Annotated in this window: 25 protein-coding genes; 15 read left to right on the forward strand and 10 right to left on the reverse strand. The window is 65.9% G+C overall.

Annotation, left to right across the window (positions count from 1 at the left end; all coding sequences use genetic code 11):
* On the forward strand, window positions 1-1,770 hold the full coding sequence (locus GS_RS03585; RefSeq protein WP_010941379.1) for a PAS domain-containing hybrid sensor histidine kinase/response regulator: 1,770 nt from the start codon (window positions 1-3) through the stop codon (window positions 1,768-1,770).
* Window positions 1,771-1,779: 9 nt separating this feature from the next.
* Here GS_RS03585 and GS_RS03590 read toward each other — a convergent pair whose 3' ends face one another.
* Together GS_RS03590 and GS_RS03595 are read right to left on the reverse strand one after the other, a co-directional pair.
* The gene (locus GS_RS03590; RefSeq protein WP_010941380.1) at window positions 1,780-2,892 is read right to left on the reverse strand and encodes an alpha/beta hydrolase; all 1,113 of its coding nucleotides are present in this window, start codon (window positions 2,890-2,892) and stop codon (window positions 1,780-1,782) included.
* A gap of 11 nt (window positions 2,893-2,903) precedes the next feature.
* Window positions 2,904-3,386, reverse strand: a complete 483-nt coding sequence (locus GS_RS03595) for a class II SORL domain-containing protein (RefSeq protein ID WP_010941381.1) — start codon at window positions 3,384-3,386, stop codon at window positions 2,904-2,906.
* A gap of 176 nt (window positions 3,387-3,562) precedes the next feature.
* Here GS_RS03595 and GS_RS03600 point away from each other — a divergent pair, with 176 nt between their 5' ends.
* Genes GS_RS03600 through GS_RS03610 form a run of 3 tightly spaced genes read left to right on the forward strand, consistent with a single transcriptional unit; the run spans window position 3,563 to window position 5,024 of the window.
* Window positions 3,563-4,108 carry an RNA polymerase sigma factor gene (locus GS_RS03600; protein ID WP_010941382.1) on the forward strand — a complete coding sequence of 182 codons (546 nt, stop codon included), beginning with the start codon at window positions 3,563-3,565 and terminating at the stop codon, window positions 4,106-4,108.
* Window positions 4,105-4,470 carry a DUF3619 family protein gene (locus GS_RS03605; RefSeq protein WP_010941383.1) on the forward strand — a complete coding sequence of 122 codons (366 nt, stop codon included), beginning with the start codon at window positions 4,105-4,107 and terminating at the stop codon, window positions 4,468-4,470. The genes GS_RS03600 and GS_RS03605 overlap by 4 nt, the downstream gene beginning before the upstream one ends.
* Window positions 4,471-4,505: 35 nt before the next feature.
* The gene (locus GS_RS03610; RefSeq protein ID WP_235044963.1) at window positions 4,506-5,024 is read left to right on the forward strand and encodes a DUF3106 domain-containing protein; all 519 of its coding nucleotides are present in this window, start codon (window positions 4,506-4,508) and stop codon (window positions 5,022-5,024) included.
* Window positions 5,025-5,395: 371 nt separating this feature from the next.
* On the opposite strand, the gene GS_RS03615 is transcribed toward GS_RS03610, so the two are convergent.
* Window positions 5,396-6,091 carry a YkgJ family cysteine cluster protein gene (locus GS_RS03615; RefSeq protein ID WP_010941386.1) on the reverse strand — a complete coding sequence of 232 codons (696 nt, stop codon included), beginning with the start codon at window positions 6,089-6,091 and terminating at the stop codon, window positions 5,396-5,398.
* Window positions 6,092-6,336: 245 nt separating this feature from the next.
* Between GS_RS03615 and GS_RS03620 the strand changes: the two genes are divergently transcribed.
* Window positions 6,337-6,570 carry a hypothetical protein gene (locus GS_RS03620; protein WP_010941387.1) on the forward strand — a complete coding sequence of 78 codons (234 nt, stop codon included), beginning with the start codon at window positions 6,337-6,339 and terminating at the stop codon, window positions 6,568-6,570.
* Window positions 6,571-6,627: 57 nt separating this feature from the next.
* Entirely contained in the window at window positions 6,628-7,233 is a 606-nt protein-coding gene (locus tag GS_RS03625) for a chemotaxis protein CheD (protein WP_010941388.1), read from the forward strand.
* A gap of 9 nt (window positions 7,234-7,242) precedes the next feature.
* Here GS_RS03625 and GS_RS03630 read toward each other — a convergent pair whose 3' ends face one another.
* Entirely contained in the window at window positions 7,243-7,674 is a 432-nt protein-coding gene (locus tag GS_RS03630; protein ID WP_010941389.1) for a lipoprotein, read from the reverse strand.
* Between the two features lie 224 nt (window positions 7,675-7,898).
* On the opposite strand from GS_RS03630, the gene pap reads away from it, so the two are divergent.
* Window positions 7,899-9,377 (forward strand): polyphosphate:AMP phosphotransferase, encoded by a 1,479-nt coding sequence (gene pap / locus GS_RS03635; protein ID WP_010941390.1) that lies wholly within the window; start codon window positions 7,899-7,901, stop codon window positions 9,375-9,377.
* Window positions 9,378-9,391: 14 nt separating this feature from the next.
* On the opposite strand, the gene GS_RS03640 is transcribed toward pap, so the two are convergent.
* Window positions 9,392-10,066: a 4Fe-4S binding protein gene (locus GS_RS03640; protein WP_010941391.1), complete on the reverse strand. Its 675-nt coding sequence runs from the start codon at window positions 10,064-10,066 to the stop codon at window positions 9,392-9,394.
* 167 nt (window positions 10,067-10,233) lie between these two features.
* Here GS_RS03640 and lpxC point away from each other — a divergent pair, with 167 nt between their 5' ends.
* Complete coding sequence (gene lpxC, locus GS_RS03645) at window positions 10,234-11,061, forward strand: UDP-3-O-acyl-N-acetylglucosamine deacetylase (protein WP_010941392.1); 828 nt, start codon at window positions 10,234-10,236, stop codon at window positions 11,059-11,061.
* An 83-nt stretch (window positions 11,062-11,144) separates the two neighbouring features.
* Here the strand turns inward: lpxC and rnk are convergent, their stop codons facing one another.
* Complete coding sequence (gene rnk, locus GS_RS03650; protein WP_010941393.1) at window positions 11,145-11,573, reverse strand: nucleoside diphosphate kinase regulator; 429 nt, start codon at window positions 11,571-11,573, stop codon at window positions 11,145-11,147.
* Window positions 11,574-11,770: 197 nt separating this feature from the next.
* On the opposite strand from rnk, the gene GS_RS03655 reads away from it, so the two are divergent.
* Entirely contained in the window at window positions 11,771-12,808 is a 1,038-nt protein-coding gene (locus tag GS_RS03655) for a rod shape-determining protein (RefSeq protein ID WP_010941394.1), read from the forward strand.
* A gap of 8 nt (window positions 12,809-12,816) precedes the next feature.
* Here GS_RS03655 and GS_RS03660 read toward each other — a convergent pair whose 3' ends face one another.
* The 4 genes from GS_RS03660 to GS_RS03675 all read right to left on the reverse strand — a co-directional run bounded on the left by GS_RS03660 (window position 12,817) and on the right by GS_RS03675 (window position 16,173).
* Entirely contained in the window at window positions 12,817-14,823 is a 2,007-nt protein-coding gene (locus tag GS_RS03660) for a proton-conducting transporter membrane subunit (protein WP_010941395.1), read from the reverse strand.
* 4 nt (window positions 14,824-14,827) lie between these two features.
* On the reverse strand, window positions 14,828-15,505 hold the full coding sequence (locus GS_RS03665) for a PTS sugar transporter subunit IIA (RefSeq protein WP_010941396.1): 678 nt from the start codon (window positions 15,503-15,505) through the stop codon (window positions 14,828-14,830).
* 100 nt (window positions 15,506-15,605) lie between these two features.
* Window positions 15,606-15,944: a type II toxin-antitoxin system PemK/MazF family toxin gene (locus tag GS_RS03670; RefSeq protein WP_010941397.1), complete on the reverse strand. Its 339-nt coding sequence runs from the start codon at window positions 15,942-15,944 to the stop codon at window positions 15,606-15,608.
* A complete protein-coding gene (locus GS_RS03675; RefSeq protein WP_010941398.1) occupies window positions 15,937-16,173 on the reverse strand; it encodes an antitoxin in 237 nt (78 codons plus the stop codon). Before GS_RS03675 ends, GS_RS03670 begins: the two co-directional genes overlap by 8 nt.
* Window positions 16,174-16,316: 143 nt before the next feature.
* Between GS_RS03675 and GS_RS03680 the strand changes: the two genes are divergently transcribed.
* The 6 genes from GS_RS03680 (at window position 16,317) to GS_RS03705 (ending at window position 23,823) form a co-directional block, all read left to right on the forward strand.
* Window positions 16,317-18,302, forward strand: a complete 1,986-nt coding sequence (locus GS_RS03680) for a proton-conducting transporter membrane subunit (protein ID WP_010941399.1) — start codon at window positions 16,317-16,319, stop codon at window positions 18,300-18,302.
* A gap of 15 nt (window positions 18,303-18,317) precedes the next feature.
* Window positions 18,318-19,226, forward strand: a complete 909-nt coding sequence (locus tag GS_RS03685; RefSeq protein WP_010941400.1) for a respiratory chain complex I subunit 1 family protein — start codon at window positions 18,318-18,320, stop codon at window positions 19,224-19,226.
* 3 nt (window positions 19,227-19,229) lie between these two features.
* Window positions 19,230-19,871 carry a hydrogenase gene (locus GS_RS03690; protein ID WP_010941401.1) on the forward strand — a complete coding sequence of 214 codons (642 nt, stop codon included), beginning with the start codon at window positions 19,230-19,232 and terminating at the stop codon, window positions 19,869-19,871.
* Window positions 19,872-19,875: 4 nt separating this feature from the next.
* The gene (locus tag GS_RS03695; RefSeq protein WP_010941402.1) at window positions 19,876-21,312 is read left to right on the forward strand and encodes a proton-conducting transporter membrane subunit; all 1,437 of its coding nucleotides are present in this window, start codon (window positions 19,876-19,878) and stop codon (window positions 21,310-21,312) included.
* Window positions 21,309-22,826, forward strand: a complete 1,518-nt coding sequence (locus tag GS_RS03700; RefSeq protein WP_010941403.1) for an NADH-quinone oxidoreductase subunit C — start codon at window positions 21,309-21,311, stop codon at window positions 22,824-22,826. Before GS_RS03695 ends, GS_RS03700 begins: the two co-directional genes overlap by 4 nt.
* A 241-nt stretch (window positions 22,827-23,067) precedes the next feature.
* Window positions 23,068-23,823, forward strand: a complete 756-nt coding sequence (locus tag GS_RS03705) for a hydrogenase (RefSeq protein WP_010941404.1) — start codon at window positions 23,068-23,070, stop codon at window positions 23,821-23,823.
* The last annotated feature ends 49 nt before the right edge of the window (window positions 23,824-23,872 follow it).

A 23,872-nucleotide genomic window follows, 5' to 3' on the forward strand; every position in this document is an offset into this window, starting at 1 on the left:
ATGACCCAGTCCGGCCCAGAAGACGGCTCCGGCAATAGCCGGATCGGGGCAGCGGAAATGCCGGAAGCGGATACCGAGAAGCAGCAGCCCGCGTCTGATGCTCCGAGTCAGGAGCTGCGGGATATCCGGGCGCAACTGGAGCTCTCCCTCGAACGTTACGCCAACCTCTACCACTTCGCCCCCGTCGGCTATGCCACCATCGACGCCGTCGGGGTGATCGCCGACGCCAACCGGACCCTGGCGGGGATGATCGGGGCCGATTGCCGGGAGATGGTGGGGCTCCTCTTCAGCGACTTTGTGCACAAGGATGACGTCACGTCCTTCGTATCCCATCTGGCCCGCTGTACCGGACAGCGGGAGGGGGTCACCGGCGAGTTCCGCCTCAGCGGCAGGAACGGCATATCCGTGGACGTTCAGCTGTCGAGCATGCCTCTCACGCCCCCCGGCGGCCGGGTCTCGTGCCGCACGGCAATAACCGACATCACCATGATTAAGCGCAAGGAGCGGGAGCTGAACGAGAGCCGCGAGGAACTGTGCTGGGCCAAGGAGGCGGCCGAGGATGCCAGCCGTGCCAAGAGCGAGTTCCTGGCCAACATGAGCCACGAGATCCGCACCCCCATCAACGGTGTGCTCGGCATGCTCCAGCTGGTTCTCGACACGGAGCTGGGGGACGAGCAGCGTCACTGTCTGGAAATGGCCAAGCGCTCCGCCGACGCCCTCCTGCGCCTGGTGAACGACATCCTCGACTTCTCCCGCATCGAGGCGCGGAAGATGGTCTTCGAAAGCCGTCCCTTCGACCTGACGGCATGCGTTAACAGCGCCGTGGAAATCCTGGCCTTCGAGGCGCGGCGGAAGGGGCTTGCCGTCATGGTCCGCATGGGGCCCGACGTCCCCGCGGCAGTCGTGGGGGATGAGGCCCGGTTGAGACAGGTGCTGGTGAACCTGATCGGGAACGCCGTCAAGTTCACCGACAGAGGGAAGGTGGAGGTAACGGCGGCTCGGGCCGAGAGGCAGTCCGATCCCCTTCGCACCGCGATCCGGATATCGGTACGCGACACCGGTATCGGCATTGCTCCGCAGGAGCGGGAGCGTCTTTTCAGGGTCTTCAGCCAGGTAGACGGGGCCTGTAACCGCCGGTTCGGCGGCACGGGCCTCGGTCTGGCGCTGACCCGCGACATCGTGGAAGCCATGGGCGGGGCCATCGATGTCGAGAGCCAGTCGGGCCAGGGGAGCACCTTTACCATCACGATCCCGCTCCTGTTGGCAGTGACTGCGTCCTCGCCCTTTCTCCCCGCCGATACGCTTCGCATAGCCGAGGCTTCGGCCGGAGGGGGCACCGGTGCGCCGGTCACCCCCCCAATTTCTATTCAATACGAGGAGGCACGGAAAGTGAAGATTCTTCTTGCCGAGGACGACCCCATTACCCGCAAGTTCATGGAGATCATGCTGGAGCGTCGCAATTTCGAATTCGAGTCCGCGAGCGACGGCCATGAAGCGGTTGAAAAATGGGAGGCGGGGGAGTTCGACGTGGTGCTCATGGATGTGCAGATGCCCCGTCTCGACGGCTACGAGGCCACCGGCCTGATCCGCGAGAGGGAGCGCGACCGGGGGCGGCGCACTCCCATCATCGCCCTTACCGCCCATGCCATGCGCAAGGACGAGGACCGGTGCCTCGACGCCGGCATGGACGGCTATCTCTCAAAGCCCATCGATTTCACGAAGCTCATGGAGTGCATCGGCGAAATCCTGGCCCGGCGGGGACGGGGGTAACACCGTCCCTCAGGCCCGGTCGCGTTCCCTCAGGATGGCCGACACCGCCCGCCAGAGCCGGAAGGCGTCCGTCAACTTCGGCTTCAGCTCCACGTGCATGAGCCCGTCCAGAACAAAAAGCCCCCGCCGGTCGCGGGGCACTGCCCGGGCCAGGGCCTCGCTCTCGGCGGCGGGAATGATGTCGTCATCCCGGCCGTGGATGATGATCAGCCGGGCTGTGAGTCCGCGCAGGTCGCGCCGTGAGGGGTCGAGGGCCGCCAGGTCCCGGCGGATCGGTGTCGGCAGCCTCTCCACGAGCGCCGGGACCTGCCGCGGATCGGTGTTGGCGAAGAAATCGTAAAGGCTTTTCCCTTCAGGGCCGAGCCCCCGGACCAGATCGTCGGTCCGGGCGGCGGGGTTATCCATTTTGCGCCGCGCCAGTTTTTCGAGGGCCGTCCGATCCCGGACGTTTTTGATCCGGTCCGTGTTGGCCAGGACGAACACCCATTTGCCGTAGTTGTTTGGCGTGCCCCGCCGCCACCGGTCTCCGTCCCGGTACCAGCCGGTGGTGAAGAAGGTCAGGACGTTCCGCAGATCATAGTATCCCCCCACCGTAACCAGGAACCGGACCCGCTGCCCGGCCCTCGGCTCCAGCGCCGCCAACAGTGCCGGGCCGCCGGCATAGCTCAGGGCCGCCACCCCGCATTTCCCGCCGGGCGAAAGTCCGGGGCGCGAAGAAAGCCAGAGGATGGCATCGGCGGTTTCTCCGATGTCGCGACTTCCCGCCCGCAGGCTCCGGAAGCCCCCCAGATCGGGGACGAGAACGGCGAAGCGTGCCCGGGCCAGGGTTTCGGCGAAGGCCTGCAGCCGCGGATCGTCCTTACCCTCCTCGGCTGCTCCCGGCAGGAGGACAAGCCCCGCCCTGATCCGTTCGCAGGGTAAATAGAGATCGCCCTGGTAGTTCCGCCCCTCCACCGCGTAGGGAACCGTCAGCCGTCGGGGGGGCGGGGTGCGTTCCTTGAGGCCGGATGGGCCACGGCCCGCGGACAGGTCGGTCAGGACCAGAATCGCTTCCCAGCCGCGCGGCATCGAGCATCCCCAGAGGCAGAGGATGAGGGCCGACAGCACCGCCATCCGCGCCATGGGGCCGCACCTCACCCGGTCACGGCGATGTCGATGCTTCCCTCCCAGTAACCATGAAGATTGCACCGTTCATTGACCACCAGGGTGATTTTCCCCTCCGGCGCCGCCTCCTTGGGAATGGTCACGGTGAAGGTCGCCTTGGGCGACAGGAACCCGCGCGGCTGCATATCCACCCTGCCTGCCGGCTCGTTGCCCACGTTGAGCTCGATGAACTGAATCCAGTGGGTCGGCCCCATGGGGTGGACCACCTCGCCCACTGCCACCTCCACAGTGAACGGTTCCCCTGCCTTGACCGCCTTGGGCGCGGTGATGACCGGAACGTGCTTCTGCTCCAGGGGACTCTTCTTGGCCGGATCTTTGGCTCGGTTGATGGTTTCGAAAAGAGATTGGTCCGCCTTGACCGGGTAGTATCTGCCGGCCGCGGCCGCCTCGCGGGCGATGCCGGCCGCCATGGCGCCAAGTGCGGCAGTCTTCAGAAAGGTTCTTCGATCCATGGCTCCTCCTGTGGTACCATAGCTCTGTTCCTGGGGAACGGAAGCGGGTGAGAGAAATGCGTGTTCTCAAGTGTAAAACCGGTGCCGTGAATGTCAACGCGACCAACGGAACCATTCTCTGTCAACCGGACAGCAGCCCGGACGTTATAAACTACAAATGTCGCGGGCAAGGAGAAGTGACGCTGGATACAACAGACGAATTGAACCGGTTCCTGGCCGGCGTGGAGCGCAGGGCGTTCCGCATGGCGCGGCTCGCCACGTCCGACGATGACGAGGCCCTGGACGTGGTCCAGGACGCCATGCTCGGCTTTGTCAGAAACTATGCGCGGAAACCCGAGGCGGAGTGGCCGCCGTTGTTCCACCGGACGCTCCAGAGCCGGATCGTGGACTGGCACCGGCGCTCGACCCTGCGGAACAGGTTCCGGGCGTGGTTCGGCAAAAACGACGACGAAGATGGCGGCGATCCCTTGGACGGGATCCCGGACGTGAATTCGCCTGATCCGGCGCGACAGCTCCTGGACCGGGACCTGGGGCAGGCAATCGAAGCGGCTCTGCGCAAGTTGCCCACGCGGCAGCGGCAGGCGTTTCTCCTGCGCAACTGGGAAGGGCTCGATACGTCGGAAACCGCCTTTGCCATGGGATGCTCCGAGGGGAGCGTCAAGACCCATCTTTCGCGGGCGGTTCATGCGCTTCGCGGCATGCTTGAGGAGTACGGACCATGAAACATGACGAGCGTGACGAGCGGATGATTCAAACGGTCAGGCGCGAACTCGACCGGAGCACCAGCGACCTGGACGGCGCCATTGCGGGACGGCTGGCGGAGATCCGGGCCAAGGCCGTGGCGGAGGCAGGACGCCGTCACTTCCCGTTCCTCCCCCGCTGGGTGACGGTGGGCGGGGTCGCCACCCTGACAGCTGCCGCGGTGGCCGGCATCATCTGGTTTTCCTCCCCGTCGGTCGAGCCGGTGCCCGTGGCAGTCCAGGACGACCCGGAGCAGATCGAGTTGATTGCAGCCAATGACCATATCCAACTGTACGAGGACATCGAATTCTATCATTGGCTGGCGGCCCAGGAGAATCAATGAGGTCGTATGCCCGGGGGCCGAATGTGGGGGAAGTGATGGGTAGCTGGCGTGTGATTCTGGTCTGCATGATGCTGGGCATGGCGGTTTCGCCTGCCTGGGGCGATGGGGGCGGGGTGTCGTGGGAACGGTTGACCCCCGAGCAGCGTGAGGTTCTTCAGCATTTTGCCGAACGCTGGAACAGTTTTCCTCCCGAGCGCCAGGAGCGCCTGCTGGACAGCGCCGAGCGCTGGCGAGCAATGGCGCCCGAGGCGCGTCGGAACGCCCTGGAGCGATACCGTCACTGGCATGATCTGACTCAGGAACAGCGCGATCTGATCCGGAAGCGGATCAAGGAGTTCCACAAGCTTGCCCCTGCCGATCAGGAGCGCATCAAGCGTTCGTACCAGCGCTTCCAGAATCTTCCCCCCCAGGAACGGGAGGTTCTCAAAGGAAAATGGCGTTCGTTGTCGCCGGAGGAAAAGCGGCAGTTCAAGGAGAAGTGGCGCTCCATGACGGACGAACAGCGACGGGAGTTTTTGCGGGACAGGTCAACTGATGATTCCGGCGCGCGCTAAACTCCCCATGATTGCAGTTATGTCACAGGGTTGGAGGTCGATATGAGGCAGATGGTTTTGCGGGTGGCGCTGACCGGGAAAGAGCGTGCGCGGCTCCACCGCCTGCAGGACAATGCCAGCCGCGACATCTATCGCAAAAAACACAACCGGCGCGTGCAGTAGCGCCGCGGTTCCCTTCCTGCCGACCAGAGCCCCGGAGCGTCCCTCCGGGGCTTGTCGTTTCCCGCCCCTTTCTTCTTTCTTGTTCTTGTGTCCGTCTGGACAGGCTCTTCCGCGGTCACGTGAAGGGCAGGAAGCGGCAACGGCTTCTCCGGCCCCGTGAGATCCGAAAAGTAATCTGCCACGGCGAGCGCGACGTTACGGGGGGCGCTTCAGGATTCCGGGAGGGTGATCAATCTGCCGACCAGGAATTTGTCCGCGAGCCACGGCTCGTTCAGGAAGCGGGCAACCGTGCCCACCAGCTCACGCCCCGCCGAGTCGATCCCTCGACGTTCAAGGGCCGCGGCGAGGGATCGGTAAGCCTGTTCCATGAGGTATTTCTGGAGCAGATTGCACTCCAGCGGCACCTCTTCGTCAGAGGTGCGCGACTCCAGGGCGCGGCGACACTGGGCCGGGTCGGTGGAGGTGAGGGCGCGGCACATGAGGGGCCGGACCGGGTGGATGGAGCACCAGCCCCGTTCGTCGAGAAAGGGGCACGTCACCCCGCTCCTGATCCGGTCGGCATCGTCGAGCCAGCGGATGGCGCGGGCAGCAGCAGTGAGCCGCACTGCCAAGCGGTCCACCTCCCCTGCGTCGTGGTGCTGCCGAAGCCAGACTGCGATGGTCCATGCCTCGGGCACGAGAACCGACACGTTCACGGTGCAACAGGTCATGCAACCGGGGCCGCAGGCGATCCGGATATCGTCACGCCCGTTTCCCCGGGCCGAGAGGAGTTCTTCGGCGCGGGCCACGATGCGGGTTGTGGCCGGGGCGATGCCGGTCGGGTCCGTGACCCCGTCGAACAGGTCGACTGCCAGGTCGGCCAGCTCGTCACCCATGCGCAGGATTGCCAGAACGTTGTCCACCATGGTCCGAAACCTCCCGTTCGACCGCGACAGGCCCCCTGTCATCAGGCTCTAATTCTAAACGAGAACAAAAAGGTGTCAAAGGGTGGGCGTGGGGACGGGCGGTGCCCATTTATTCGGCACAGGTGCGGGGCACGTGGATGAGAGATGCGCGCAACCCTCGATATGGAAAGGAGTTTCGACCGGTCTGCGTGTTGGCACGGGACATGAAGTCGCAGCAGCAGAGATACCAAACGGGAGGTCATGCCATGAAAACGAACGACTTGGTGCCGATCCACGATGCGGCCCGCGAACTCGGCACCACCCACCTGCGCCTTCTGATGCTGGTGAAGCAGGGTACCCTGGCTGGTGAACTGTGCGACGGAGAGTGGTTCTTGCCCCGCCACGCGGTGGAGCAATTCCGCGCCTTCGGCGGCGACAGCCGGGCAGACCTGGCCTGCCGGGCTACGTGCAAGGCCCCCTCCTGCGGCTGCAAAGGGTAGTTGCGGAGGCACATTTTACAGGCATGCGGGATACGCCGATTCTGCTATACTGTAACAATGCGTCATCAACGCCTCGAAGGCCGTCACATTATCCGTATCGCTCCCGGCGAATACCACGTCACTACAGGCGGGGGCGTCATTTCGACGCTTCTCGGTTCGTGCGTGGCCGCCTGCCTGTTCGACTCGGAAAGCGGCGTGGCCGGGATGAATCATTTTCTGCTCAGCAATCACCGCTACTCCCGCACCATGCCCTTCTGCTTCACCGAGGCGGGGCGCTACGGCATCCACTCCATGGAACTGCTTATCAACTCTCTCATGCGCCACGGTGCGCGGCGGGAGAACCTCCGCGCCAAGGCCTTCGGCGGTGCCTCGATTCTGGTCAATCGCGCCGAGGTCGGCAACTTTTCCTGTGTCGGCAGCGTCAATGCCCGGTTTGTCCGGGAGTTTCTCGCCAATGAAGGGATTCCGCTCCTCTCCGCCGACCTGGAGGGGGAGCGGGGCCGCGTGATCTATTTCGATACAACGGACTTTTCCGTATTCGTCCGCAAGATCCGGCTCCAGCGGAGCCTCGTGGTGGCCAAGCGCGACCGGAACGTGTGGGAACACGGGGTCCAGGCCCATGATGTGGAACCGGACTCGGTCGACCTCTGGCTGCCGGGGTAGGCCGAGATCTCACCAGACCTGGAACGTGCCGTAGACCGGGTTCGACAGGTTGCCGCCGCGGTCGGTGAGGTAGATGGTGAAGGTATAGGTTCCCGGCGGATAGGTAAGGTAGTCGATCGAGAACGAGACCGTGCCGCCGGTATAGCCCACATAGTCATCCAGGTCGGCAACCGTCCGCGCCATGACCCGGCCGAGGCTGTCGCTCACAACGATGGTCATGATATCTGTGTCCGCGTCCGGGTCGGTGAAGTCGATGGACCCCGGCACGAAGTACCGGTCCGCATCCTTCCAGAAGCTGAGCCAGGTGATGGCAGGGGCGTAGTCGACCGGGTACACCACGGGGATTTCCGCCGAGATGCGGACCTCTCCCCCGCCACATCCCCCGAGCAGCAGTGCCAGACCGAGAAGCAGCGCTCCCGCCGTCCGTTTCATCCGTTTCATGGTTCCCTCCCGTTGCATCCCGAAATGTTCCGCATGACTCCACTCTAGGGGGAATCCGGCCGCGAAACCATCGACATCGCAGGGCATGCGACCCGATGTCGGGTCGTTTTCGGGGCGCAACGGGGCCGTTGCCCGAAGAGCGGGGCCGGCGATGCTGCCGTTCCGGTCCCGTCTTTCCTGTGGTATCCTTTTCCCGGAAGATACTTGCCGCAGGAGGAACGATAATGTTCGAATCGGCCGAACTGGACCATGCTGTGGACAAGAAAACCTGGAAGGCCCGGGTTCCTCCTCTGCGGGAGGCACTGCTCGATGCCCAGTACGATTTGCTCGAAGCCCGCGGCTTTCCGGTCGTGATCCTCATCAGCGGCGTGGACGGTGCCGGCAAGGGGGAGACGGTCAACATCCTCAACGAGTGGCTCGACCCGCGCCATGTGGAGACCAACGCGCCGGGGGACGCCTCGGACGAGGAGCGGGAGCGGCCCCCCATGTGGCGGTTCTGGCGCTCCCTCCCGCCGAGAGGGAAGATCGGTATTTTTTTCGGATCCTGGTACAGCGGGGCGATCTCGGACCACATGGAGGGTCGGAGCAAACAGGCAAAGCTCGACCAGGCCCTGGAACGGATCAGGCGCTTCGAGCGGATGCTGGCGGACGAGGGGGCTCTGGTCCTCAAGTTCTGGCTCCATCTGTCCCGGGACCAGCAGGAGCGGCGTCTCAAGGCGCTGGAGAAAAACCCCCGGACCCGCTGGCGGGTCACGGCCCGGGACTGGAAAAACTTCAAGGTATACGAGCGGTTCCGTGATCTGGCCACCCATGTCCTGCGGGCAACGAGCACTGCCGAGGCACCCTGGACCGTTGTGTCCGGCGTCGATCCCCGCTATCGTTCCCTGACGGTGGGGAACGCGATTCTCTCTGCTCTGCGCGCCCGGCTCGCCACCCCCGAAAACCCCCATCCACCGCGCACGGCGCTCCCCGTGTCCCCGGCAACAGACGCGGTTATGCTGCTTCGGTCCCTGAATCTTTCCCGAACGATAACGAAGAAGCGCTACGAAGAAGAACTGGAGGAACTCCAGGGACGGCTCAGCCTGCTGACCCGCGAGCCCCGGTTCCGCAAGCGGGCGGTAGTGGCGGTGTTCGAAGGGAGCGACGCGGCCGGCAAGGGTGGCGCCATTCGTCGGGTCACTCAGGCCCTCGACGCCAAGATTTACCGGGTGGTGCCCATTGCCGCCCCTACAGAGGACGAGTTGGCCCAGCCCTACCTGTGGCGCTTCTGGCGCACTATCCCGCGCCTGGGGCGCTTCGCGATCTTTGACCGTTCCTGGTACGGCCGGGTGCTCGTGGAGCGGGTGGAGGGATTCTGTTCCCGTGGGGATTGGATGCGGGCCTACAGCGAGATCAACGATTTCGAGGAGCAACTGGTGGAGAGCAGGATCGTGGTGGCCAAGTTCTGGCTGGCCATCAGCCCGGAGGAACAGTTGCGGCGTTTCCGGGAGCGCGAGGAGACCGGTTTCAAGCGGTTCAAGATAACGGAGGATGACTGGCGTAACCGGGAAAAGTGGGGGGAGTACGAGACCGCCGTCTGCGACATGATCGACCGAACGAGCACGGAGATCGCCCCCTGGACCCTTGTGGAAGCCGAGAACAAGCAGTATGCCCGGATCAAGGTGCTGCGGACGCTCTGCGAGCGGATCGAGGCAGTTTTATAGCTGCCAACCTCTTTTCAGGACGGCCAGCCGAGGGCATCCTTGGGGCAGGCGTCCACGCAGGACGAGCACTTGAGGCAGTCCCGGTGGGGGAGAGTTCCATCCTGCCGGTGGGCCGCGATGGTAAGCCCCATGGGACAGTGACGCTCGCAGGAGCCGCAGCCGACGCACGATTCCGCGATGGTCATCTGCCAATTTCCGCCGCCGATGGCGTTCGACATGGTCCCCACCGGGCAGACCAGGCACCAGGTGCGGGCCCGGAAGGCGAGGCCCAGGACGATGCCGATGCCGGTGGTCAGGGCGCAGGCCATCCAGAAGACGAAGCCCCAGTGGGCCGGGTCGGCGGGGTCGCGGGAGATCTGCCACCCCAGAAATCCCATGAGGAGCGCGAGAAAGGTCCAGCGGAAGGCTGAGCCGCGCAGGAACGCGGGGACGTCGCGGGGGCCCCCCACCAGCCGGAACAGGGTATCGAAGAAGCTTCCCCGCGGGCAGAAATTGCCGCACACGTACCGCCCCCTGAAGAAGCTGCCGGCGATGGAGGCCGCCATGGCTGCGGGCACGACGAATCCCACGAGGGGGTAGCGCCAGCCGACAGCGATGGTGAGGATCATGATCAGGGCCAGCGCCCAGCGATGGGTGGCCGCAACCGGTTTCTGGAAGGGAAGGGAGATGGCGCCGTCCATGTGCTCCATGAGAGAGTCGTCCTCCGTGCCTGCGTGAAAGTAAGTGCCATCATAGGGATTCCGCGGTATTCTGTCAATAATATATATTCAAAATAATATATTTTAAGACTGCAGTTGTTTTGCAGGAGTTCTTTTTTCTTTTTCCGGCGCAGGATTTGTGATACGCACAAGGGACCATGAACAAACGACAAACAACCATCAACCGGATTTTCAAGCTGAGCGGCATCGGTCTCCATACCGGCCGGGAAGTGACCCTGGAGTTCATCCCCCGCCGGGAGTTCGGCATCGCCTTCGTCTATCAGGGACAGCTCATCCCTGCCCGCTACGACATGGTGGCGGACACCCGGCTTTCGACCCAGATCGCGGCGGACGGGAAATCGGTCTCCACCATCGAGCACCTGATGGCGGCCTTCTACTACTCGGGGATCACCAACTGTCTCGTCTACATCGACGGCCCCGAGGTGCCGATCATGGACGGCTCGGCCTGGGAGTTCTACCACGAGATCTGGCGGGCCGGGGTCTACGAGTTTCCGGAGACGGGGGTCTACCTGAAGGTGCTCCGCCCCGTCGAGGTGAGCCACAATGATGCCTGGGTGCGGGTAAAGCCCCTTAACACCCTCGACATCACCATGACCATCGAGTTCCGTCCCCCGGTCGGGAAGCAGAGGAAGCGGCTCATGGACGTGGAGAACGCCGTCTCCATCATTAACTCGCGCACCTTCGTCCTCCACGAGGAGATCGAGGCGATCCGCAAGGCGGGCCTCGCCAAGGGCGGGTCCCTGGACAACGCCGTTGTCATCGGCGGAGAGGAGATCCTGAACCCCAACGGTCTCCGCTACAAAAAGGAGTTGGTGAACCACAAGATACTCGACCTCATCGGCGACCTCTTTACCTGCGGCTACCGCATGCTGGGCAAGGTGGAGGCAAACAAGACCGGCCACTACCTGAACAACCGGCTGCTGCGCGAGATATTTGCCGATCCCGACAATTACGCCATCTACTGACGGCGCCGGTTTGCGCGGCCCGGAAAATGAAAAAGCCCGCCGAATGCGGGCTTTTTTCGTACCGGGAACCAGGCGCGTGCCGGCTACCGATGAAAATCCCCCGCCGCTTCCGGCTGGTAGAGAATCTTGGTGATTTTGATCTTTCTCGTGCCCCCGGGAACCTTCCAGGTGATGGTGTCACCGGCCCGGTAGCCGAGCAGGGCTGTGCCGACGGGGGCCAGGATGGATATCCGGTTTTCCTCAAGCCGCGCGTCGGAGGGGAAGACGAGCTCGTACACCATCTCCTCTCCCGTGGCCAGGTCTTTCAGGGCAACCCGCGAATTCATGGTGACCACGTCGGCCGGAATCTGCTGCGGCTCAACCACCTCGGCGCGCAGCAGCTCATCCTCCAGCTCCTGCAGGTGCCGGCTGTCCCGGGAACCCTCCGTGTCAATCTTGTCCAGCAGCTCTTCGAGCCGCGTCAGATCGAATTCGGTGATGTAGATCGATCGTTCTTCAGCTTTCTTTTTCATGACGTCGCTCCCGTTGAGGAGGGGCACGTTCGGTCCCCCTCCGGATAAAGCTTCAATGATACACAACGTCGGCAAGTATTCAACGGTCGCGACTTAACCACACGTAATGTTGTATAAAAAATCGTTTCGTGTACACTGGCTGCCAGTGATCCGCGGCTCGATTCGAGGAGCCCGGCGTTCCGACCGGGGAGGAGAGGATGGCATCGTTGCGAGAGGATATGTTCGGGCAGGCTTCCGGGGACTTTGCCGTTGATCTGGGAACGACCACCACCCGGGTCTACCGGAGGGGGGCGGGCATCGTGCTGTCCCAGCCGTCCATGGTGGCGTTCCGGCGCGGCGACGGCGGTCCGGCACGGCTGCTGGACGCGGGGAGCGGCGCCCGCCGGATGTTCGGCCGGACCCCGGCGGGCATCGACGTGGTAAGGCCCCTGCGCGAGGGGGTGGTCGTGGATCCGGCGGCCGGGGCGCACATGCTGCGTTCGTTTTTCGACAGCATTCCCGGCTGCGCCCACAGATCCCTGCGGATTATCATAGGGGTCCCGGCTGGGGGCAGCGGTCGCGATCGGGACAACGCCCGCGCCGTGGCCCGTATGGCCGGTGCCGGCGAGGTGTACCTGATGGAAGAGCCACTGGCCCTGGCCATCGGTGCCGGCGCCGATGCCGCAGACCTGTGGGGAACCCTCGTGGTGGACGTGGGAGGGGGGACCACCGAAGTGGCCCTGGTGGCCTCGGGAGGCATCCAGTGCCTCCGTTCGGTGCCCGTGGGGGGAGATGCCATGGATGCGGCCATTGTCGGCTACCTGGAGCGGGAGCGTGGAGTGCTCGTGGGGGAACGGACGGCCGAGGAACTCAAGATCCGGCTCGGCGCGGCCACGGCCGACAGCCCTGCCGAACGGGCCCGGGTGCGTGGGCGCGGCGTGGCGCGAGGGTTGCCGGTTGAGATTTCGGTAAGCAGCCGCGAGGTGTGCGCTGCCCTGAGGGCGCCGGTGGCCGCCATCGTGGCGGCAGTGCGATCATGCCTCGACGGGATTCCGCCGGCCGTGTCCCTGGATCTCCTGGATCGGGGCATCCTGATGGGGGGCGGCGGGTCCCTGCTGCACGGCCTGGACCGGGCCCTGGAGCGGGAGGTGCTGCTGCCGGTCACGCGGGTGAGCGATCCCTTTTCCTGCGTGGCCCGAGGCTCGGCCGCGGTGCTCGACTACCTGGGGGTGCTCCGGCGGGTCGAACGGGGGTAGCCGGGCGGTCACATGCCGAACAGCAGGAGCGTGACCAGAGTGATCAGGGTGTAGAGGATGTAGAGGTGCAACTGGCCGTGCTGGAGCCTCCGGAGCGGGGCGAGCTTACCATTGGCCCACGTGATGAACGGGAGGTAGAGGTGTTCGAGCACCGTCTCGGGGACATGGGTATGGAGCTCCGACGGCGCCGGCGCACAGGAGCGGATGCCGGGCTGGGTGCCGTGGGGGCGCAGGATGCCGCCGAAGAGCCGGACCAGCATCTCGGCGAAGGATGACGCGGTGTACTGCATCCGGGGGGTGGGGGCCAGATAGCCGCAGCCCCAGGTGGGCGAGGCTCCCCGGGGCACGGCGGCCAACCGCCGGGCGTAGAGGAGAGCGAGAACGGCCACCGTGGCAAGGGTGCCGGCGGCAACGGCCATGAGCCATCCCAGGGGCGCCAGATCGGCCAGGGCCGGGGCCGTGAGAGCCAGTTCCGGCCGCCAGGAGCGCACCGCGGCGTCAAGCAGCGGCGCCACCGCCGCCGGTGCCAGGCCGACCACGACGCAGACCGCGCCCAGCACGGCCATGGGCGCGAGCATGGGGCGCCCCGCCTCGTGGGCGCGGGCCGCCTCTTCGCTCCGGGGGAGCCCCAGGAAAACCACGCCGAAGACCTTGACGAAGCAGGCAACCGCCAGTCCCCCCACCAGGGCAAGGGCCGGCCCGGCCAGTGATGTGACGGCCGCGGCCGCGCCGGTGCCGTGGACCGCCTCCCGGAAGACCCCCAGGTAGATGAGGAACTCGCTCACGAAGCCGTTCAGGGGCGGCAGCCCGCAGATGGCCACGGCCCCGGTCAGGAAGAGAAGGGCGGTCCGGGGCATGACGCGGGCGATGCCCCCCATCCGGTCGATTTTCCGGGTGCCGACGGCATGGATCACCGAGCCGGCGCCGAGGAAAAGGAGCGCCTTGAAGGTGGCGTGGTTCAGTACGTGGAGCAGTGCCCCTGCCATGCCGAGGAGTGCCAGGGAGGGAACCCCCGTGGCCGCGCCCACCAGGGCCACGCCGATCCCCATGGCGATGATCCCGATGTTCTCGATGCTGTGGTAGGCCAGCAACCGCTTGAGGTCATGCTGACCCAGAGCGAAGGCGACCCCGGCGATCCCCGACGCCATTCCCGCCACCAGCAGGACGATCCCCCACCAGAGCGGAATCTGGGCAAAGAAGGAAACCGTCCGGACGATGCCGTAGATGCCGAGCTTCAGGATTACCCCGGACATGATGGCCGAGATGTGGCTCGGGGCGTTGGCGTGGGCCGACGGGAGCCAGACGTGGAGCGGCATGAGCCCAGCCTTGATGCCGAAGCCCAGGAGTGCGGTCAGGAAGATGCCGGCGCCGATCCCTCCGCCGGCCGCCAGCGATGCCGGGGCCGGGAAGAGGTACGATCCCGCCGTCCCCTTGAGGAGCGAAAACAGGGCGAACAGGGCCAGGGTGCCGATGTGGGTGGTGATCAGGTAGAGGGTGCCGGCATCCCGGACCTCGGGTTTCGCGTGGTCGGCGGTGAGGACGAACCAGGCGGAAACGGCCATGATCTCCCACGCCACGAGGAAGAGGACCCCGTTGCGCGCTACGATCACCCCGATCAGGGCTGCTACGAGGAGGCCGAAGAAGAAGGTCAGGCTGCGCACCGTGCGGGGATTGTCCCGGGCCGGCCAGTAGCCGAGGGCATAGACCGCGCAGCAGGCGGCCACCAGGAGGATCGGCAGGGCAAAAAAGGCGGAGAGGGGGTCCACGGCCATTTCGGCGGGACCGAAGGGGAGTCCCCAGGAGAGGAGAAAGGTTTCGGTCCGGCCGGTGACGAGGGTGGCGACGGCGCTGCCCAGGCCGATCACGGTGGCCAGGAGCATGAGCACTGTGGCCGCCTTCTGGCCGGCGGCAGGGGAAAGGCTTCTGACGAGCAGCGGCACCCCCGACAGGGCGGCAAGGGCCGAGGCGCAGAGCAGGAGCATACCGGGCGAGACCATTCCCCCTCCATCAGTCATCGGCTCATCCTCCCAGAGATCGTTCGATTTCGGCCACGGCGGCCAGGATGCCCGCCGGGTCGCAGGGTCGTTTCAGGGCCTCCCGCAGCCGCGGGTCGCGCAGGGCATGGGCCAGCCTCGACAGCAGGTGAAGGTGGGCCTTCACGGTGGGACTGGTGAGGGTGAAGAGGATCTGCACCGGCTTGCCGTCCAGGGCGCCGAAGTCCACGGGCGTAGCCAAGTGGCAGAGGGTGATGCTCGATCCGGCCACGTGGAGCAGGATCGGGTTGCGCATGTGGGGGATGGCGATGCCGTCGCCGATGGCGGTGGTGCCCAGGGCTTCCCGGGCCAGGAGCACCTGGAGTACGAATTCGGGGTCCACCTGCTGCGGGAGGGGGAGGAGGTCCACCACATTGCGCAGGACGGTCAGCTTGTCGTCCCCCGGCACGTTGCAGTGGATGCCCCCCGCCTGCAGGGCCGACGAGAGGGACGGGAAGAGCCCCGGCTCGTCTCCGGCGCCGGCATAGGCCTCGGGCAGGACCTTGATCCCCCGCTCCGTGGCCCACTCCAGCAGGTCGATGCGGTTGATCCGCGGCTCGCCGTCCACCGGCGTGGCCGGGAGCCCATCCCGCCTGATCCAGCGCTTGACGGTCTTTTCGTCGGTTGAAAGTAGCCGGGCCGCTTCCGCGGCGTTCAACAACATGGATTCACCTCGTGGGCGTTCAGTTCGCTAGTTCGGCGCCGGTCCTCCGGAGGGCGGGGCTCCCGCTCCGAACATCTCCACGCGTCACCAGCCCGCCCTCCTAGAGCTCCAACTGGAACCGGAGCGCCTTCTCCACCTGCTCCATGAGCGTCTTGCTCAGGAACCCCAGTCGTTCCCCCACCACCTTGGCCTTGTCGATGGTGATGATAATGTGGGAGCTGAGCTTGGAGTCGGCGGCCAGGCCGGTCTTGGTGGCCGGCAGAAACGTTTCGAACTCGTAAATCTTCTCCAGGTTCCGGAAGGAAAGGGGGATGATGGTGACCACCGGCGAGAATTCATTGCTGATGTTGTTGCTCACCACTACGCATGGACAGGTTTCCGGCGTGCCGTCCCCCTCCTGGGCCAGGTTGACCGAATAGATCCCCCCCCGTTTAAACATCCCGCTCCTCCGTCACTGCCGCTTCAAGTTTTTTCAGGACCTCCACCGTTTCGTCCGCGGTTGAGCGGTATCCCTCGATGAGTCCCTTGTAGGCCTCCCGCTTCACGGCGGCCAGCTTCTCCTGAGCCGCCTCCTCCAGGAACTGGCTCAGTCCCCGGGGGCCGTAGAGCGCCTTGATGTCGTCCACGATGTGGGTCGGCAGCGAGATGTTCAGTCGGGTGCTCGGCATCTTCGTCTCCTCAGAAGTCTTTCGACTTCTATGCGTCATAAAATGTTATTGACGCATAAAAAATAGTACCATATAGTTTTATAAGGTGTTAGCGTTTTTTGTGTGTTTTGCTGTTTCTATGTGTCGTTAGTGGGTGGAAATCCATGGAATCCGCGTTAGAAGGGGCGGACCCCGCCTCTCAGATTCTTGCCGCCATAGTCCTGGTGGCCCTTTCCGGCGTTCCGGGCGTGCTGGCGCGCCGATTCGTGCCGGGCCAGATCCTGGCCGCCGTCATGGCTGTGGCTGCGTCTCTGCTTGGCTTGACCGGCACGATTCGGACGCTGCTGGAGCACCGGACAACGGCCTTCAGTCTTGCCTGGACCCTCCCCTTCGGCCCCGCCGACCTGGCCGTCGATCCCCTGTCGGCTCTCTTCCTGATTCCCGTCTTTCTCGTCTTCGGCTGCGGCTCCCTCTATGCTCTCGGCTACTGGCCCGCCGCTGCGAACCGTTCCACCGAGCCGGCCCTTACGTTCTTCTACGGGATTCTGGCCGCGGCCATGGCGGGCCTGGTGGTGGCCCGCAACGGGGTTCTCTTCCTCATGGCGTGGGAGGCTATGGCCCTGTCGGCCTGGTTCCTCCTCGCCACCGAGCACCGTGACCCGGCCGTGCGCCAGGCGGGGATCGTCTATCTGGCGGCGACCCATGCCGGCACCGCGGCGCTCTTCGTGCTCTTCTGCGTCCTGCGGGGCGTCACCGGATCCTTCGTGTTTCCCGCGCCACACAGCCTCGACCCGGCCTTGGTGCCGGCCACGGTCCTGTTTCTGGCCGCCCTTGCCGGGTTCGGCGCCAAGGCCGGGATCATGCCGCTCCACATCTGGCTGCCCGCGGCCCATGCCAGCGCGCCGAGCCACGTCTCCGCCCTCATGTCGGGGGTCATGCTCAAGATGGGGCTCTACGGGCTGGTGCGGACCATCTCGTTTTTCGCGCCGGTACCCCTCTGGTGGGGCGGTCTCATTCTGGTGCTGGGGGCGGTTTCGGCCCTGGCCGGCATCGTCCTGGCGGCGTCCCAGCGCGATCTGAAACGGCTGCTGGCCTGCAGCAGCATCGAGAACATCGGCATCATCGCCTTGGGCATCGGTACGGCCCTGGTGGGGGAAGCCACTGGCAACGTCCCCCTCTATACCCTCGGCATGACCGGGGCACTGCTCCACCTGCTCAATCACAGCCTGTTCAAGCCGCTCCTCTTTTTCGGGGCCGGCGCGGTGATCCATGCCACCGGCACCCGGGAGATGGACCGAATGGGAGGGCTTGCCCGCCTCATGCCCCGGAGCGCGCTCTTCTTCCTGGTGGGGTCCGTGGCCATCTGCGGGCTGCCTCCCCTGAACGGCTTCGTGGGGGAATTTCTGCTCTATGCCGGCTTCTTCGGCGAGGCCGTGGCTGACCCGGTGCCGCTCCTGGCCCTGTCGGCGCCGCTTCTGGCCGTGGTGGGGGGCATCGCGACGGTCTCCTTCGTGAAGCTCTACGGCGTGATTTTTCTGGGGGTTCCCCGCTGCGGCGCGCATCATCACTCCCACCTGCCCGACTGGCGGATGGGCGCGCCCATGGGGCTGCTGGCCCTGCTCTGCCTCGCGGCGGGGATCGCGCCCGGGCCGGTGCTGAGCCTGGTGGAGCCGGCAGTGGGGGCCTTCGGCATGGTTCCCCCGGCCCCCCTCGAAACCCTCGTTCCCCTGGGGTGGCTCACCCTGGGGGCGGGCATGCTGGGCGCTGCGGTGATCCTCTCGGGGCTGCTCCTGATGTTCCGGCTGAAACGGACCCCGGTCGCGCGGGGTACTACCTGGGGGTGCGGCTACCCGGCCCCGTCGCCGCGGATGCAGTACACGGGAGTTTCCTTTGCCGATTCCCTGGTGAGGCAGTTCGAAGGGGTCGTCGCCCCCCGCCGGGAAGGTCCGGCCGTGGCGGGATTCTTCCCGGCACCGGTTCTGTTCCGGTTCGTGCCTACTGAAACGATCCTTGAGCGGGTCATCATGCCGCTGTTCAGGGTCGCGGGGTTTTCCTTCGCCTTCCTGCGGCGGCTGCAGCACGGCCGGCTGCACCTCTACATGCTCTACATCCTGACCACGCTCTTTCTGCTGATGGTCTGGGCCCACTGACGGGGAGGGCGCGCCATGCTCGACATCATCATCCATCTGCTGCTGGCGATCCTGATGCCCCCCCTGCTCCTGGGGGTGATCGTCAAGACCAAGGCCGCCTTTGCGGGCCGGGTCGGGGCGCCGCTTCTGCAGCCATACTATGACATTGCGCGGCTGCTGCGCAAGGGGAGCGTGTTCAGCGATACCACCACCTGGGTGTTCCGTGCCGGGCCGGTGGTGACCCTGGCCGCCACCGCCGTGGCAGCGCTGCTGGTCCCTTTGGGCAACCATCCGGCGCCGGTCTCCTTTGCCGGAGACATGATCCTCTTTGCCTACCTCTTCGGTCTGGCCCGGTTCTTCACCACCGTGGCCGCCCTGGACACCGGCTCCAGCTTCGAGGGGATGGGGGCGGCCCGGGAGGTGACCTTTTCCTGTCTGGCCGAGCCGACCCTCTTCTTCGCCCTCATCACCCTGGCCCGCATGAGCGGCAGCCTGTCGCTTACCCCCATGCTCACCCACGCCACCGTGGGGGATTGGCTCACCGCCGGCGCCTCCCTGCTGCTGCTGGTGGGGGCGCTGTTTCTGGTTCTCCTGGTGGAGAACTGCCGCATCCCCTTTGACGACCCCACCACCCACCTGGAACTGACCATGATCCACGAGGTGATGGTGCTGGACCACAGCGGCCCCGCCTTCGGCCTGATCCTCTACGGCGCGGCCCTCAAGCTCTTCGTGCTCGGGGCCTTCTTCATGAACGTGGCCCTTCCCGTGCGGACCGGCAACACCCTGGCCGACTGGGGGATCTTCGTGGCATCCATGCTGGTGCTGGCGGTGGCCGTGGGGGTGGTGGAATCGGTCATGGCCCGGCTGCGCCTGATCCGCATCCCGCAACTGCTTGTGGCGGCGACAATCCTCTCCGCCTTTTCCATGCTCCTGATCCTGAGGTAACCCATGGTTTCCCTTGCCGACCAACTGCTGGTGCTGGTCATGCTGATCAACTTCGTCGTCCTGGGGTCGAGCCGGATGGCCTTCTGCATCCGGGCCGCCGCCGTGCAGGGGGTGATCCTGGGGGTGCTCCCCGGCATCATCCACTCCTTCTCCTGGCACCTGGTGGCCATCTCCGGCGGGATCATCCTGGCCAAGGGACTGGTGATCCCCTGGCTGATCAGCGATGCCGTGCGCAAGGCCCGGATCAAGCGGGAGGTGGAGCCGTTCATCGGCTACGTGCCGACCCTGATCCTGGGCGCCGTGGCCACGGCCTTGGCCTTTGTCTTCTCGGAGCGGCTCCCCCTGGCCCCGGAGCACCAGGACCTGCTCTTCGTGCCGGCGGCCATCGCCACCCTGATGACCGGGTTCCTGGTGCTGACCACCCGACGCAAGGCCATCTCCCAGGTGATCGGCTACCTGGTTCTGGAAAACGGCATCTTCATTTTCAGCCTGCTGTTGACCACCGCCATGCCGGTCATGGTGGAGGCCGGAGTGCTCCTGGACCTTCTGGTGGGGATCTTCGTCATGGGAATCGTCATTAACCACATCAGCCGCGAGTTCTCCTCCGTCGACACCTCGCGCCTGAGCGCCCTGAAGGAGGAGTAGGCCCATGCTGACCGCCGCCGTTCTCCTGCCGCTCGTAGGCGCCCTCGTGGCCTGGATCGTCCCGGACAACCGGCTCCGCCCCCTGGTGCTGCCGGCTGTGGCCGTCCCGCATTTCCTCCTGACCCTGGCGCTCCTGGCGTGGACCCCGCCGCCGTCCCCCCAGGGGTGGATCTTCCTGGACCCCCTCGGCAAGATCGTGCTCCTCTGCATCAGTACCCTGTTCCTGATCTGCGCCGTCTACGCGGTGGGCTACCTGGCCTACCGCCGGGACCGCTCCAACCGGGTCCTCTGCATGGGGCTGCTGGCGTGCCTCTCGGCCATGACCCTGGTGACCGCCTCCCAGCACCTGGGGCTCCTCTGGGTGGCGGTGGAGACCACCACCGTGACCATGGCGCCCCTGATCTACTTCAACCGCAACGCCCGCTCCATCGAGGCCACCTGGAAGTACCTCCTGATTTGCTCCGTGGGGATCGCCCTGGCGCTTCTGGGGCTTTTCTTCCTGGCCTACGCGACGCTTGTCGCCCACCGGGACGCCACCCTGCTCCTGGGGCCGATCCTTGCCTCGGCCCGGGAGCTGAACCCGGGCTGGCTCCACGCCTCCTTCATCTTCATGCTGGTGGGATTCGGCTCCAAGATGGGGATCGCGCCGCTCCATTCCTGGAAGCCCGATGCCTACGGCGAGGCGCCGGGGCTCGTGGGGGCGCTCCTGGCCGGGGGACTGGTCAACTGCGCGTTTCTGGCCATCCTGCGGGTCTACCAGATCAGCCTCGCCTCCGGCGGGGAATACCTTTTCTTCCAGAAGGCACTCCTGACCATGGGGCTCATCTCCATGGGGCTGGCAGCGGTCTTTATGGCGCGCCAGGCCGATTTCAAGCGGATGCTGGCCTATTCCAGTGTGGAGCACGTGGGCATCCTTGCGGTGGCCCTGGGGCTCGGCAAGGGGGCCCTGTTCGGGGCGCTCTTCCACCTGCTGAACAACGGCCTCACCAAGGGGGTCCTCTTTCTCTCATCGGGCAACATCCACCGCAGTTTCAACAGCAAGAGCACCGAGGTGGTGCGCGGCGCCCTGGCCCGGCTCCCCTGGTCCGCCGGCCTCTTCCTGGCCGGTTTCATCGCCATAACCGGGTCGCCGCCGTTCTCCCCCTTCGTGAGCGAGTTCTCCATCGTGAGCAGCGCCTTCGTGGAGGGGCGCTACCTGGTGGGGGGCCTCTTCCTTTTCTTCCTGGCCGTGATCTTCATCGGCATGGCCCTCACGGTGCTGCCCCTGGTCATGGGCGTGCCCCCGGCCGACGCGGAACGGACCGACTACCGCGACCGGCTTCTGACCGTGGGGCCTCCCCTGGCCCTGCTGGGGCTGATCCTGATGCTGGGGGTCTGGCTGCCTGAACCGCTCCTGCGGCTCCTGGGCGAAGGGGCCGCTCTGCTGGAGGCCAAACCATGAGCGCCCGGTTCCTCACCCTGCACAACGGTTCAGCCGTCCCCTTCCACGAGGTGCCGCGCCTGGAGTTGACCGCCTTCCTCCAGCAGATGATCGACGCCGTGGACCGGGGTTGGCGCGTCTCCTCCTACTTCGGCATCCCCACGGAGGCCGGGGCCACCCTCTGCTGTGCCCTCTCCTCCACGTCCGACGGCAGCATCGCCCTGGCAACGGCAGACGCGGCCGGGTCGTTCCCGTCCATCGCCCGGTTCTGCCCCCAGGTGCAGCTCTTCGAGCGGGAGATCGCCGAGCAGTGCGGCCTTCCCGCCGAGGATCACCCCTGGTTCAAGCCGGTCCGGTTCCACCGTGCCTTCGTTCCCGGCCGGGATGCCTGGGGACGCGCCGCCGGTGAGCCGATCCCCGTGGGGGTCATGGACTACTACCGGGTGGAAGGGGATGAGGTCCACGAAGTGGCGGTGGGCCCGGTCCACGCCGGGATCATCGAGCCGGGCCACTTCCGGTTCCAGTGCCACGGGGAAGAGGTCTTTCACCTGGAGATCTCCCTGGGCTACCAGTACCGGGGGATCGAGCAGGGGCTCATGGGCGGCCCCGACCCTCGCACCCCCTTCCGCATGGAGACCATTGCCGGTGACACCACCATCGGCCACATGCAGGCATACTGCATGGCCCTGGAAGCCCTGGCGGGCACCCGGGTCCCGGCTCGGGCCGAGGCCCTGCGCGGCATTGCCCTGGAGCTGGAGCGGCTGGCGAACCACACCGGCGACCTGGGGGCCATTGCCGGCGACGTGGGCTACCTCCCCACCGCCTCCTTCTGCGGCCGGATCAGGGGCGATTTCCTCAACATGAGTGCGGTCCTCTGCGGCAGCCGCTTCGGCCGGGGGCTGGTGCGTCCCGGCGGGGTCCTCTTCGACCTGGGGCCGGCCGAACGCGACGACCTCCTGGCCCGCCTCGACGCCGCCCAGTCGGACCTGCAGGGTGCCGTGGAAATCCTCTGGGACGCGCCGTCGGTCATGAGCAGGCTGGAGAACACCGGCACCGTGCCGGCCGACACCGCCCGGGAACTGGGCCTGGTGGGACCTGCGGCAAGGGCCTGCGGCCTCAACCGCGACGTGCGGCGCGACCACCCCTACGGCATCTATCGGATGGCCCAGATCCCGGTGGTCACCGCCCACCACGGCGACGTCTGCGCCCGGTCCACGGTGCGCTGGCTGGAGGCGGGGAAATCCCTCGACTTCATCCGGGAGCAGCTCAAACAACTCCCAGGAGGCGGCTGCCGGAACGAGGCGGGCTCCCTGCAGCCGGACCGGATTGCCGTGGCCCTCACCGAAGGGTGGCGGGGCGAGGTCTGTCACGTGGCGATCACCGGCGCTGACGGTCGCTTCCTGCGCTACAAGGTGACCGACCCCTCGTTCCACAACTGGCCGGGGCTCGCCATGGCGCTGCGGGGGGAGCAGATCTCCGACTTCCCCCTCTGCAACAAGAGTTTCAATCTGTCGTACTGCGGGTTTGATCTGTAGGGGGAGCGGTGGCCTGCGGAAGGCGGACGGCTGGAAGCGGGAAGGTCCGGGGCGGTGCTCCCGCTCCGAAAATATCCAAGCGTCACCTGTCGTATTTCACGGCACCTGAGCCGGAGCTGCCGGAGTTTTCCCTCCGAGAGGTCTACTGGTGGTTTTCGCGGGATCTTTTCTCCGCGGGAGCCTCGCCCCGGACCGGCGGGAGACGCGGCGAGCATGCGGCTCAATTGGAAAGGACGATGAAGTGCTGAGAGAGATCATCGCACGGCTGAAGCAGGGACACCGGACCATGGCCTATCCGAAGGAGCCGGTGAGCCTTCCCCAGCGGTTCCGGGGGTACCCGGAATTCCCCGCCACGGTGGAGCGATCCGACGCCCGGGCCTGCGCCGAGGCCTGTCCCCACGGTGCCATAACCTGCGACAACGGCATGGCCCTGGACACCGGCCGCTGCCTCTTCTGCCCCGAGTGCGCCGCCGGCGGGCTCGTCAGCTTTACCACCGACCACCGGCTGGCGGCCACGAAACGCGAGCACCTGATCGTCCGTCCCGGCGGTGAGCACCACCTGGCCCGGCCCCTGGAACCGTCGCTCCGCTCCCTGCTGGGCCGCTCCCTCAAATTCCGCGAGGTGAGCGCCGGTGGCTGCAACGCCTGCGAGGCCGACACCAACGTCCTCTCCACCATCGGCTGGGACCTGGGTCGCTTCGGCATCCAGTTCGTCGCCTCCCCCCGCCACGCCGACGGCCTCTGGGTCACCGGCCCGGTTACGGAAAACATGCGCGAGGCCCTGCTCATGACCTGGGAGGCGATCCCCGCGCCCAAGATCGTCGTGGCCTGCGGCGCCTGCGCCATCGGCGGCGGCCCGTTCGCCGACTCGCCCGAGACCCACAACGGCGTGGCCGACATCCTGCCGGTGGACCTCTTCATCCCCGGCTGCCCACCCCATCCGGCCACCATCCTGGACGGACTGCTGCGGCTGATTGGCAGGATCGAGGGGACGTAACGGCACTAGTTCGAAACAAGAGGGAAGAGAGACGGGGGAACCGCTGCGG

Origin of the sequence: Geobacter sulfurreducens PCA (genome assembly GCF_000007985.2) — a bacterium.
Lineage (GTDB): Bacteria > Desulfobacterota > Desulfuromonadia > Geobacterales > Geobacteraceae > Geobacter > Geobacter sulfurreducens.

What these genes read in the sequence shown, in the direction of transcription:
- GS_RS03585 (WP_010941379.1), top strand. Translation starts at nt 1, where the DNA reads ATGACCCAGTCCGGCCCAGAAGACGGCTCCGGCAATAGCCGGATCGGG.
- GS_RS03590 (WP_010941380.1), bottom strand. Translation starts at nt 2,892, where the DNA reads ATGGCGCGGATGGCGGTGCTGTCGGCCCTCATCCTCTGCCTCTGGGGA.
- GS_RS03595 (WP_010941381.1), bottom strand. Translation starts at nt 3,386, where the DNA reads ATGGATCGAAGAACCTTTCTGAAGACTGCCGCACTTGGCGCCATGGCG.
- GS_RS03605 (WP_010941383.1), top strand. Translation starts at nt 4,105, where the DNA reads ATGAAACATGACGAGCGTGACGAGCGGATGATTCAAACGGTCAGGCGC.
- GS_RS03610 (WP_235044963.1), top strand. Translation starts at nt 4,506, where the DNA reads ATGGGTAGCTGGCGTGTGATTCTGGTCTGCATGATGCTGGGCATGGCG.
- GS_RS03615 (WP_010941386.1), bottom strand. Translation starts at nt 6,091, where the DNA reads ATGGTGGACAACGTTCTGGCAATCCTGCGCATGGGTGACGAGCTGGCC.
- GS_RS03620 (WP_010941387.1), top strand. Translation starts at nt 6,337, where the DNA reads ATGAAAACGAACGACTTGGTGCCGATCCACGATGCGGCCCGCGAACTC.
- GS_RS03625 (WP_010941388.1), top strand. Translation starts at nt 6,628, where the DNA reads ATGCGTCATCAACGCCTCGAAGGCCGTCACATTATCCGTATCGCTCCC.
- GS_RS03630 (WP_010941389.1), bottom strand. Translation starts at nt 7,674, where the DNA reads ATGAAACGGATGAAACGGACGGCGGGAGCGCTGCTTCTCGGTCTGGCA.
- pap (WP_010941390.1), top strand. Translation starts at nt 7,899, where the DNA reads ATGTTCGAATCGGCCGAACTGGACCATGCTGTGGACAAGAAAACCTGG.
- GS_RS03640 (WP_010941391.1), bottom strand. Translation starts at nt 10,066, where the DNA reads ATGGAGCACATGGACGGCGCCATCTCCCTTCCCTTCCAGAAACCGGTT.
- lpxC (WP_010941392.1), top strand. Translation starts at nt 10,234, where the DNA reads ATGAACAAACGACAAACAACCATCAACCGGATTTTCAAGCTGAGCGGC.
- rnk (WP_010941393.1), bottom strand. Translation starts at nt 11,573, where the DNA reads ATGAAAAAGAAAGCTGAAGAACGATCGATCTACATCACCGAATTCGAT.
- GS_RS03655 (WP_010941394.1), top strand. Translation starts at nt 11,771, where the DNA reads ATGGCATCGTTGCGAGAGGATATGTTCGGGCAGGCTTCCGGGGACTTT.
- GS_RS03660 (WP_010941395.1), bottom strand. Translation starts at nt 14,823, where the DNA reads ATGACTGATGGAGGGGGAATGGTCTCGCCCGGTATGCTCCTGCTCTGC.
- GS_RS03665 (WP_010941396.1), bottom strand. Translation starts at nt 15,505, where the DNA reads ATGTTGTTGAACGCCGCGGAAGCGGCCCGGCTACTTTCAACCGACGAA.
- GS_RS03670 (WP_010941397.1), bottom strand. Translation starts at nt 15,944, where the DNA reads ATGTTTAAACGGGGGGGGATCTATTCGGTCAACCTGGCCCAGGAGGGG.
- GS_RS03675 (WP_010941398.1), bottom strand. Translation starts at nt 16,173, where the DNA reads ATGCCGAGCACCCGACTGAACATCTCGCTGCCGACCCACATCGTGGAC.
- GS_RS03680 (WP_010941399.1), top strand. Translation starts at nt 16,317, where the DNA reads ATGGAATCCGCGTTAGAAGGGGCGGACCCCGCCTCTCAGATTCTTGCC.
- GS_RS03685 (WP_010941400.1), top strand. Translation starts at nt 18,318, where the DNA reads ATGCTCGACATCATCATCCATCTGCTGCTGGCGATCCTGATGCCCCCC.
- GS_RS03690 (WP_010941401.1), top strand. Translation starts at nt 19,230, where the DNA reads ATGGTTTCCCTTGCCGACCAACTGCTGGTGCTGGTCATGCTGATCAAC.
- GS_RS03695 (WP_010941402.1), top strand. Translation starts at nt 19,876, where the DNA reads ATGCTGACCGCCGCCGTTCTCCTGCCGCTCGTAGGCGCCCTCGTGGCC.
- GS_RS03700 (WP_010941403.1), top strand. Translation starts at nt 21,309, where the DNA reads ATGAGCGCCCGGTTCCTCACCCTGCACAACGGTTCAGCCGTCCCCTTC.